Below are 8,698 nucleotides of genomic sequence, written 5' to 3' on the forward strand. Positions count from 1 at the left end.
CGCCCTGCCGCTGCTGATCCGCAACCCGGGCGGCCTGGTCGTCGAGATCGGGGACGGCACCAAGGACTACAACGACACCGCCTACCGGCTCTCGGTCTTCTACGACCTGGCCAAGGTGTCGGTGAACCGGCTCGCCTTCACCCAGGCGCACGAGCTGGCCCCGCACGGCGGCACGGCGGTCGCGCTCACCCCCGGCTGGCTGCGCTCGGAGGCGATGCTGGAGCATTTCGGGGTCACCGAGGCCAACTGGCGCGACGGCGCGGCGAAGGAGCCGCACTTCGTCATGTCGGAGACGCCGGCCTTCGTCGGGCGCGCGGTGGTCGCCCTGGCCGCCGACCCGGACCGGGCCCGCTGGAACGGGAAGTCCGTGGACAGCGGCGGGTTGTCCCAGGTGTACGGCTTCACCGACCTCGATGGCACCCGCCCGCACTGGGCGCGCTATCACGACGAGGTGGTCAAGCCCGGCAAGCCGGCGGACGACACCGGCTACCGCTGATCCTCCGGTCCCGCCTCGTACAGCGCGGCGGACCGGCGGGCCGCCTCGGCGAAGCGGGCCCGCAGCTCCGGCGGGTCGAGCACCTCCACCTCCGGGCCGAGCCCGAGCAGCACGGTGTACGCCACCGGGACGGACTCGACGGGCAGCCGGGTCACCACCCACCCCTGCCCGTCGGGTTCGCCCGCCCCGGCCACCGCCTCCGCGTACGCGAAGGGGGCCTCCGCGACGTGCCGCAGCGCGCGCAGGCCCGCGGGGCTGAGCCGGACGGTGACCTCGGCGCGCAGCATCGACCGCAGGAACGCCTCCGCCTGCTCCCGCCAGTACGCCCCCAGGTCGAAGCCCTCGTCCCGGTCGAAGCTGTCGTCGCCCGCGGCCACGCCCACCACCCGGTCCACCCGGTACGTCCGGTACCCGTCGCCGACCCGGCCGACCAGGTACCAGACGCCGCTCTTCAGCACCAGCCCGTACGGCTCGACCGTGCGGGTCACCTCCCGCTCGCCGCGCCGGTAGCGCAGCTCGACCACCCGGTCCCGCCAGACCGCGCGGGCCAGCTCGGCCAGCCACGCCGGGGGCGTCGACTCGCGGAACCAGCCCGGCACGTCGAGGTGGAACCGCTGCCCGGTCCGGGCGGGCGCGTCGCGCAGGCTCGGCGGCAGCGCGGCGAGCACCTTCAGCTCGGCGGCGGCCACCGCGTCGGCCAGGCCCATGTCGCCGGCCGGTCCGGGCAGCCCGGCCAGGAAGAGGGCCTCCGCCTCGTCCCGGGTCAGCCCGGTGAGCCGGGTCCGGTAGCCGCCGAGCAGGCGGTAGCCGCCGGCCCGGCCCCGGTCCGCGTACACCGGCACCCCGGCGGCGGAGAGCGCCAGCACGTCCCGGTAGACGGTGCGCTCGGAGACCTCCAGCTCGCGGGCCAGTTCGGCCGCGGTCATCGTCTCCCGTGACTGGAGCAGCAGCACCAACGAGATCAGCCGGGACGCGCGCACCCGCCCATCCTGCCCCGCCGTGGCCCGGGTAGGGCTGTCCCCACCCTTGCAGATACGAGGTCACCGTGTGTTGCTCGGACCGCCTGGTGACGAGGCTGAGGACATGCGAATTCACGGAGCTGGTGGACCGGTCGTCGAACTGGTCGATGTGGTGCGGAGGTATGCCGGTGGCAACGGTGCGCCCGCGCTGGCCGGCGTCACGGTCGCCTTCGAGGCCGGGACGTTCAGCGCGGTCATGGGGCCGTCCGGTTCGGGGAAGTCCACCTTGCTGCAGTGCGCCGCCGGGCTGGACCGGCCGGACGGCGGCCGGGTCCGGCTCGCCGGGCAGGAGCTCGGGACGCTGCGCGAGCCGAAGCTCACCCAGGCCCGCCGCCGGCGGGTGGGCTTCGTGTTCCAGTCGTACAACCTGATGGACTCCCTGTCGGTGTGGCAGAACGTGCTCCTGCCACAGCGGCTCGCCGGTACCCGGCCCGACCGGGCCTGGGCCCGTGAGGTTCTGCACCGGGTCGGCCTCGCCGGGCGGGAGAACGACCGGCCCGGGCAGCTCTCCGGCGGGCAGCGGCAGCGGGTCGCGCTCGCCCGGGCGCTCGCCGGCCGACCCGAGGTGATCTTCGCGGACGAGCCGACCGGAGCCCTCGACCTCGGCGCCGGCCGGGAGGTGCTCGCGCTGCTGCGCGAGGCGGTGGACGAACTGCGTACCGCGGTGGTGATGGTGACCCACGACCCGGCGGCGGCCGCTTGGGCCGACCGGGTCGTCTTCCTGGCCGACGGTCGGGTGGTCAGCGAACTGGCCGACCCGACGGTGGACACGGTGGCCGCGCGGATGACGGCGGTGACGGCCGCATGATCCGCCTCGCGATCGGAACGCTGCGCCGCCACCGGGGCGCCTACCTGGGCACCTTCCTCGCCGCACTGCTTGCCGTGGCGCTGCTGGCCGGCGCCGGCCTGCTGCTCTTCTCGGTGCTCACCGCGACCCCACCGGCCGACCGGTTCGCGGCCGCCACGGCGGTCGTCTCCGGCACCCGCGACGTCACCCTCACCACGACGAGGGAGAAGCACAAGAAGGGCAAGACCAAGACGAAGACCGAACGGCTCAGCGGTGCGGGGACACTTCCCGCGGACCTGGCGCCCCGGCTGGCCGCGCTGCCGGGAGTGGCCCGGGTCGTCCCGGACGCCGCCTTCCCGGTCGAGTTGGCCACCACCGCCGGGCCGGTGCGCGGCGCCGACGTCGCCCCGGTGATCGGGCACGGCTGGTCGTCGGCCGCGCTCACCCCGTACCGGTTGCGTGCCGGACACGAGCCGGCGGCCGGCGAGGCGGTCGTGGACAGCGACCTCGCCGCCCGGGGCGGCCTCACCGTCGGGGACGAGGTCCGGATCACCACCCGCACGGGAGTACGGACCCTGCGGCTGGCCGGCGTCGCCGCTCCCACCGGCCGGGACGCGCTGCCCGCCCAGGGCGCGCTCTTCCTCGCCGATCGTGAGGTGGCCGCGGTCTCCGGCCTCGCCGGCCCCACCGCGGTCGCGGTCCTCGCCGAGCCGGGAGCCGACCGGGCGGCCCTGCTGGCGGCGGTCCGGGCCCGCGTCGGGGGCGCGCCGGTACTGACCGGGGCGGACCGGGTACGGGCGGACCTGCCGGGTGCGCTGCCCGACTACATCGGACCGATTTCCGTCTTCGGCTTCACCATCGGCATCACCGCCTTCGCCGCGATCTTCGTGCTCACCGGCACCGTGGCGCTCGGGGTCCGGCAGCGGCTGCGCGAATTGGCCCTGCTGCGCACCATCGGGGCGACCCCACGCCAGTTGCGGCGGCTGCTCGGCGCGGAGAGCCTGGTGCTCGCCGCCGTCGCCGCGCTGCCGGGGCTGCCGCTCGGCGTGCTCGTCGCCCACCTGGTGGCGGCCCGGTTCCGGCACCTCGGAGTGGTGCCGGCGCAGTTCACCGTACGGATCAACCCGGTGGTGCTGCTGCTCGCCGGGTTCGCCGGGGCACTGGTCACCCTGGTCGCCGCCCGGTTCGCCGGCCGGCGCGCGGTACGGGTCGCCCCGGCCCAGGCACTCGTCGAGACCGTCGTCGCGCCCCGCGGCGGGGTGGCGGCCCGCGCTGCCGTCGCCCTGATCGCCGCAGCCGGCGCGGTCGCCGTGCTGGCCTTCGTGCCGCTCGGTGGTCCGTTCGGCATGGGCATGACCTTCATTTCCTCCGCGCTGCTGCTCTGCGCGGTCGCCGCCGTCGGCCCGCTGCTGGTCCGGCTGGTCTCCGCCGTGCCGGGACGGCTCAGCGCCGGCACCGGTGCGGCGGGCTGGCTGGCCGCCGCCACCACCCGGGTGGAGGTCCGCCGCACCGCGGCGGTGGCGGTGCCCCTGGTGCTGATGTTCGGGATCAACGCGCCGCTGCTGCTCAACGGCGAGCTGACCGCTCGGCTGGCGGAGGACCAGCAGGCGGCACGGCTGGCCGGGGCGGACACCCTGGTCACCGGCGCGGCCGGCCTGCCGCTCGACACCGCGAAGCGGGTGGCCACGCTGCCCGGCGTCACCGGGGCGGCGGCGACCGTGCCCACCCGCGTGGTGCTCGCCCAAGGTGGCAAGCCCCAGGACTACGCCGCGCAGGGTCTGCTCCGCATCGGGTCGGACGACGTCCTCGACCTGGCCGTCGAGGCCGGTGCCCTGAGCGGGGACGGGACGTTCGCGGCGAGTGCCGACCTGGCCGAGGCGTACGGCTGGCGGCTCGGTGACGAGGTGCCGCTCTGGCTCGCCGACGGTGAGCAGGTCGTCCTGCGGCTCTCCGCCCTCTTCACCCGGTATCGCGGGTTCGGCGAGCTAGCCCTGCCGGCCACCCTGGTCGCCGCGCACGACCCGCGCGGTCTGGTCAGCGCGGTCGCCCTGCGGCACTCCGACGGCGCGGTGGCCGAACGGATCGGGCAGCACTGGCCCGAGCTGCGGGTGGTGCCGACCGCGGCGGCGACCCGGACCGACGACGGGAACCAGCAGGGCGCCTGGGAGCTGCTGGTGGTGGTGTCGCTGGGCTTCACGGCGATCGCCGTGGTGAACACGTTCGCCATCTCGGCCGCCGCGCGTCGGCGGGAGTTCGCGGACCTGCGGCTGGCCGGCGCGACGGCCCGGCAGGTGCACCGCCTGGTGGACCGGGAGGCGTTGATCACGGTGCTGGCCGGGCTGGCCCTGGGCGTCGCGGTCACCAGCGCGGTGGTCGTCCCGTTCAGCCTCGCCCAGGATGGCGTGTTCCGGCTGGTGGTGGCACCGGCAACGTACCTGGTGCTGCTCGGCGGAGTGGCCGGGCTCGGGCTGGTCGCCGGTGCCCTTCCGGTCCGGCTGGTGCTGCCGCGGCGCGGCCTGCCGGCCCTCGGGGACCGGTGACCGTCCGCTCTCGGGTCGCCGCCGGTACCTCGGCGGCGGCCCGGGCCGCTACGATCCGGCGCGTGACGACGGCGACCGCCCGGAGCCTGGCGTATTTGGCCGCGGGGATCCTGGCCGGCGCGGCCGGCTTCGCCTGGACCGTGGCCGCGCTGCTCGCCGTCGGCCTGCTCGCGGTGACCCAGCTCGGCGGCCCGGCGTTCCTCGGGGCCGCCTGGGTCACCCGCCGACTCGCCGCCGTCGAACGCCGGCGGGTCGGCTGGGTTCTCGGCCGGCCGCTGGACGAGCCGTACGAGCCGGCCGCCCCGGGCACGGCACGCGAACGGGCCGCCCACGTGGCCCGGCAGCCGGCCACCTGGCGGGACCTGGCCTGGCTGGTGGTGTCCTTCCCGCTGGGCCTGGTGAGCGGGGTGTCCGGACTGGTGGTCACCGCCGTCCTGCTGGGCGCGGTGGCAGCGCCCGCCTGGCTCTGGGCGGTGCCCAACCCCCGGGCGCCGTGGCCGCTGCGAACGCTGCTCACCACCACCCCGGGCCGGTTCACCCTCACCGCTCTCGGGCTGCTGTTGCTGCCGGTCGGGGCCGCGCTGGTCCGGCGGCTGGCCCGCGCGGTGGCTGCGGCCGCCCGCGCCCTGCTGGCTCCCGGCGCGCACCTCCAGCTGGTACGGGAGGCCGCCCGGCTCGCCGAGACCCGCTCCCGGGTGGTCGACGCCCAGGCCGCCGAACTGCGCCGGATCGAACGCGACCTCCACGACGGCGCCCAGGCCCGGATCGTGGCCGCCGGCATGACCCTGGCGCTGGCGGCCCGGAAACTCCGTGCCGACGGCGGCGCCGCGCTGTCCGACGTGGACCTGGCCCGCAGGCAGCTCGACGACGCACTCGCTGAGCTGCGCCGGCTCGTCCGCGGCATCCACCCGCCGATCCTCACCGACCGGGGCCTGCACGCCGCCCTCGCCGCGCTGGCCGCGGACAGCCCGCTCGCCGTTCAGCTGCGCGGCGACCCGGCCGGGCGCTATCCCGCGGCGGTGGAGTCGGCGGCCTACTTCGTCGTCGCCGAAGGGCTGGCGAACGCGGGCAAGCACGCCGGGGCCTCCTGGTGCAGCATCGTGCTGACCCCCACTGCCGGCGCCCTGGCGGTGACCCTGACCGACGACGGCCGGGGCGGCGCCGACCCCACCGGCGGCGGGCTTGACGGGCTGCGCCGCCGGGTCGAGGCGCTGGACGGAAAGTTCACCGTCACCAGTCCACCGGGCGGCCCGACCGTCCTGCACGCGGAGTTGCCATGCGTATCGTGATCGCCGAAGACCTGCTGCTCCTGCGCGACGGGCTGGTGCGGCTGCTGACCGACACCGGCCACGAGGTGGTGGCCGCGGTGGACAATGCGGACGACCTGATCGAGGCCGTCGAGCGGCACCGACCGGACCTGTCCCTGGTGGACGTCCGGCTGCCGCCCGGCTTCCGCGACGAGGGGTTGCGCGCGGCGCTGCGGCTGCGAGCGGACGGGCGGGACGCCCGGGTGCTGATCCTGTCGCAGTACGTAGAGCGGGCGTACGCGGCCGACCTGCTCGCCGACGGCCGGGGTGGAGTGGGCTACCTGCTCAAGGACCGGGTGACCGCGCTCGACGACTTTCTGGACGCGGTGGACCGGGTGGCGGCCGGCGGAACGGTGATGGACCCGGAGGTGGTTCGCCAGCTCTTCACCCGCAACAGCCGGCGGACCGGCGTGGAGGCGCTCACCCCGCGGGAACGCGAGGTGCTGGGGCTGATGGCGCAGGGAATGTCGAACTCGGCGATCTGCGCGGCGTTGGTGCTTGCCCCGGTGAGCGTGGAGAAGCACATCACCAACATCTTCGCCAAGCTCGACCTGCCGCCCGCCGACGACGCGCACCGCCGGGTACGCGCCGTGCTCGCGTATCTGAACGGCTGATCCGCCCGACTAGGCTGTCCGGTCGTGGACGCACCCCGCCTCGCCGCGCCCGTGACCGGCGCCGTCACCCGATTCCTCGCCGGCGCCGGCCTGCTGCTGCGCGGCCTCGCCCTGTACGTCCGCAGCCCCGGGCTGATGCTGCTGGGGATCGTCCCGGCACTGATCTCCGGGGCGCTCTTCGTGGCCGCGTTCGCTTTCCTGCTGTACTTCGTGGACGACCTGGCCGCGTGGGTCACCCCGTTCGCGGACGACTGGTCCGAGGCCTGGCGGGGGCTGATCCGGGTCGTTGCCGGGCTGGCCATCGTCGGGCTGGCCGGGCTGCTCGGGGTAATCACCTTCACCGCGGTCACGCTGGCCATCGGCGACCCGTTCTACGAGAAGATCTCCGAGCGCGTCGAGGACCGGCTGGGCGGCACGCCGGGCGCGGTGGAGGTGCCGTTCTGGGCCTCGCTGCGGCGCAGCATCCTCGACTCGCTGCGGCTGGTGGCGATCTCCGCGCTGGTCGGCGTACCCCTGTTCGCGGCCGGCTTCATCCCGGTGGTCGGCCAGACGGTCGTGCCGGTGGTCGGCGCCCTGGTGGGCGGCTGGTTCCTCGCCCTGGAGCTGGTCGGCGCGCCGTTCTACCGGCGCGGCATGCGGCTGCCGGAGCGGCGGTCGTTGCTCAGGGCGGACCGGCCGGCCACGCTGGGCTTCGGGGTGGCGGTCTTCCTGTGCTTCCTGATCCCGCTCGGCGCGGTACTGGTCATGCCGGCGGCCGTCGCCGGGGCCACCCTGCTGGCCCGCCGATCGCTCGGGCAGTCCGTCGAGGAGGGGTGAGATGGAGACCGTCCTGATCGAGGGGGACATCACCGCGCAGCAGGTCGATGCCATTGTCAACGCGGCCAACTCCTCGCTGCTCGGCGGCGGGGGAGTGGACGGCGCGATCCACCGCCGGGGCGGCCCGGCGATCCTGGCGGAATGCCGGGCGCTGCGCGCCTCCCGGTACGGCAAGGGCCTGCCCACCGGCCAGGCGGTCGCCACCACGGCCGGCAACCTGCCGGCCCGCTGGGTCATCCACACCGTCGGGCCGGTCTTCTCGCCGCGCGAGGACCGCTCGGCGCTGCTGCGCGACTGCTACGCCAACAGCCTCACGGTCGCGGACGGCCTGGGCGCGACGACGGTCGCGTTCCCCCTGATCTCCGCCGGCGTCTACGGCTGGCCGGTCGAGGACGCCGTCCGCCAGGCGCTGATCGTGCTGCGCGCGGCCGCTCCGCTGCACGTCACCGAGGCCCGGTTGGTGCTCTTCGGCGCGGACACCCACGCCGCCGCCGTACGGGTCGCCGGACTCAGGTGAGGTCGCGCAGGCAGGACCACTGGGTGGCCACCGGGCGGTAGCCGAGCCGGGTGTTGACCGCCAGCATCGGCGTGTTCGCCTCGTCGTTGGAGGTGTAGGCGACGCGGACGCCGCCCCGTGCGGCGCGGTGCAGCGCCGCCCGCTTGGCCAGCCCGGCGAGGCCCCGGCCCCGGTGCCCGGGCAGCGTACCGGTGAATGCCGACCACATCCGGTCGCCGTCCCGCTTGACCAGGCTCATCGCGACCAGCGTGCCGTCCACCTCGGCCACCGTGCTGGCCTCCCGGTCCAGCCCCGGGTTGTCCCAGACCTCGTGGTGCCAGATGTCGTAGCCCATCGCGTCCGTCGGGACGTCGCCCGGTTCGTCCAGCGACGCCTCGGCGTCCACCTGGTGGATCCGGCGCGGCTCCACCTCGGCGGCCGGGAGCAGCCGTACGCCCGGCGGTGGCTCGGGCATCGGCGGGGCGGGCCGGAGGTCGAGCGCCGAGTAGCGCATTTCCCGACTGGGCGTGAAGCCGTGCCGACGGGCGAACGGCAGGGACCCGGGCTGGGACCAGGTGAGCACCCGCCGCGCGCCGATGACGCGCAGGTGCCCGAGCGCGGCG

Annotated in this window: 8 protein-coding genes and 1 pseudogene; 7 read left to right on the plus strand and 2 right to left on the minus strand. The window is 75.6% G+C overall.

All coding sequences use genetic code 11. From position 1 onward, the window contains the following. A pseudogene (locus ONA70_RS32070) lies at positions 1 to 496 on the plus strand (short-chain dehydrogenase); the annotation flags it as partial. Here ONA70_RS32070 and ONA70_RS32075 read toward each other — a convergent pair. Next, positions 487 to 1,476, minus strand: coding sequence for a helix-turn-helix transcriptional regulator (locus tag ONA70_RS32075; protein ID WP_265010235.1), 990 nt, complete (start codon positions 1,474 to 1,476; stop codon positions 487 to 489). The pseudogene ONA70_RS32070 and the gene ONA70_RS32075 sit on opposite strands and share 10 nt — an antisense overlap. A 103-nt stretch (positions 1,477 to 1,579) precedes the next feature. Here ONA70_RS32075 and ONA70_RS32080 point away from each other — a divergent pair, with 103 nt between their 5' ends. The 6 genes from ONA70_RS32080 (at position 1,580) to ONA70_RS32105 (ending at position 8,096) form a co-directional block, all read left to right on the plus strand. Then, positions 1,580 to 2,323 (plus strand): ABC transporter ATP-binding protein, encoded by a 744-nt coding sequence (locus tag ONA70_RS32080; protein ID WP_265010236.1) that lies wholly within the window; start codon positions 1,580 to 1,582, stop codon positions 2,321 to 2,323. Beyond that, positions 2,320 to 4,842: an ABC transporter permease gene (locus tag ONA70_RS32085; protein WP_265010237.1), complete on the plus strand. Its 2,523-nt coding sequence runs from the start codon at positions 2,320 to 2,322 to the stop codon at positions 4,840 to 4,842. The genes ONA70_RS32080 and ONA70_RS32085 overlap by 4 nt, the downstream gene beginning before the upstream one ends. A 62-nt stretch (positions 4,843 to 4,904) precedes the next feature. Further along, a complete protein-coding gene (locus ONA70_RS32090; RefSeq protein ID WP_265010238.1) occupies positions 4,905 to 6,131 on the plus strand; it encodes a sensor histidine kinase in 1,227 nt (408 codons plus the stop codon). Then, on the plus strand, positions 6,119 to 6,763 hold the full coding sequence (locus tag ONA70_RS32095) for a response regulator transcription factor (protein WP_265010239.1): 645 nt from the start codon (positions 6,119 to 6,121) through the stop codon (positions 6,761 to 6,763). Before ONA70_RS32090 ends, ONA70_RS32095 begins: the two co-directional genes overlap by 13 nt. A 24-nt stretch (positions 6,764 to 6,787) precedes the next feature. Continuing rightward, positions 6,788 to 7,579, plus strand: a complete 792-nt coding sequence (locus ONA70_RS32100; protein ID WP_265010240.1) for an EI24 domain-containing protein — start codon at positions 6,788 to 6,790, stop codon at positions 7,577 to 7,579. 1 nt (position 7,580) lies between these two features. Further along, positions 7,581 to 8,096, plus strand: coding sequence for an O-acetyl-ADP-ribose deacetylase (locus ONA70_RS32105; RefSeq protein WP_265010241.1), 516 nt, complete (start codon positions 7,581 to 7,583; stop codon positions 8,094 to 8,096). Here ONA70_RS32105 and ONA70_RS32110 read toward each other — a convergent pair. Continuing rightward, positions 8,089 to 8,698: GNAT family N-acetyltransferase (locus ONA70_RS32110; protein WP_265010242.1), on the minus strand; the 610-nt coding region annotated here is incomplete at its 5' end. The genes ONA70_RS32105 and ONA70_RS32110 overlap by 8 nt on opposite strands.

It is taken from the genome of Micromonospora yasonensis, from assembly GCF_026013475.1.
In the GTDB taxonomy this organism is placed as follows: domain Bacteria; phylum Actinomycetota; class Actinomycetes; order Mycobacteriales; family Micromonosporaceae; genus Micromonospora; species Micromonospora yasonensis.